The 1,286-nt window shown below is 59.3% G+C and carries 1 protein-coding gene; it reads right to left on the bottom strand.

The window, feature by feature from the left end; all coding sequences use genetic code 11:
* A partial coding sequence (locus ACP7BV_RS21440; protein ID WP_426106675.1) for a VCBS domain-containing protein occupies window positions 1-1,286 on the bottom strand: 1,286 nt, incomplete at both ends.

Below are 1,286 nucleotides of genomic sequence, written 5' to 3' on the forward strand. Positions count from 1 at the left end.
TCGGTATAAGTCGTACCACCGACAAACTCGTTGTGTGCCGAACTGGCGTTGTAAGTCCACTGGCCGTTCGTCTGCAGTACTACAGTGCCGTAGGCGCCGGTAAAGGTGCCCCCGACATAGCTTGCGGAACTGTCGATATCGGTGACGGTCAGCGTGCCCGATGCGGTCAGGACGACATCAGATTCGGTGAGTGGTACCACCGCCGTGCTTAGCACCGCAGCGTCGTTGGTACCCAGGATGTTGACGGTAATCGTGGTCGCCGTGCCGTCGGCGCTCTTGACGTTGAAAACGTCGGTGTAAGTAGTGCCGTCAACAAATTCATTGTGAGCCGAACTCGCCTCATAGGTCCATTGGCCGTTGGTCTGCAGCACCACCGTGCCGTGAGTGCCGGTGAAGGTGCCCCCGACATAGCTTGCGGAGCTGTCGATATCGGTAACGGTCAGCGTGCCCGATGCGGTCAGGACGACGTCCGATTCGGTCAACGGTACCATAGCGGTGCTCAGCACCGCTGTGTCGTTGGTGCCCAGGATGTTGACGGTGATCGTCGTAGCCGTGCCGTCAGCGCTCTTGACGTTGAACACATCGGTGTAAGTGGTGCCATCGACAAACTCGTTGTGTGCCGAATTCGCCTCATAGGTCCATTGGCCGTTGGCCTGCAGCACCACCGTGCCGTGGGTGCCGGTGAAGGTACCTCCGACATAGCTTGCAGAGTTGTCGATATCGGTAACGGTCAGCGTGCCCGATGCGGTCAGGACGACATTAGATTCGGTGAGTGGTACCACAGCGGTGCTCAGCACCGCAGCGTCGTTGGTGCCCAAGATATTGACGGTAATCGTCGTCGACGTGCCGTCAGCGCTCTTGACGGTGAACACATCGGTGTAAGTGGTGCCATCGACAAACTCGTTGTGTTCCGAATTCGCTTCGTAGGTCCACTGGCCGTTGGTCTGCAGCACCACCGTGCCGTGAGTGCCGGTGAAGGTGCCCGCGATGTAGGTTGCGGCGCTATCGATATCGCTGGCGGTCAGGGTGCCCGATGCGGTCAGGATGGCGTCCGATTCGGTCAACGGTACGACAGCCGTGCTGAGCATCGCAGCATCGTTGGTGCCAAGGATGTTGACGGCAATCGTGGTCGCCGTGCCGTCCGCGCTCTTGACATTGAAGACATCGGTATAGGACGTACCACCGACAAACTCGTTGTGCGCCGAACTGGCGTTGTAAGTCCACTGGCCGTTCGTCTGCAGTACCACAGTGCCGTGGGCGCCGGTGAAGGTGCCCCCGACATAGCT

The organism is Massilia sp. TSP1-1-2, assembly GCF_049896185.1.
Classification (GTDB): domain Bacteria; phylum Pseudomonadota; class Gammaproteobacteria; order Burkholderiales; family Burkholderiaceae_D; genus Telluria_A.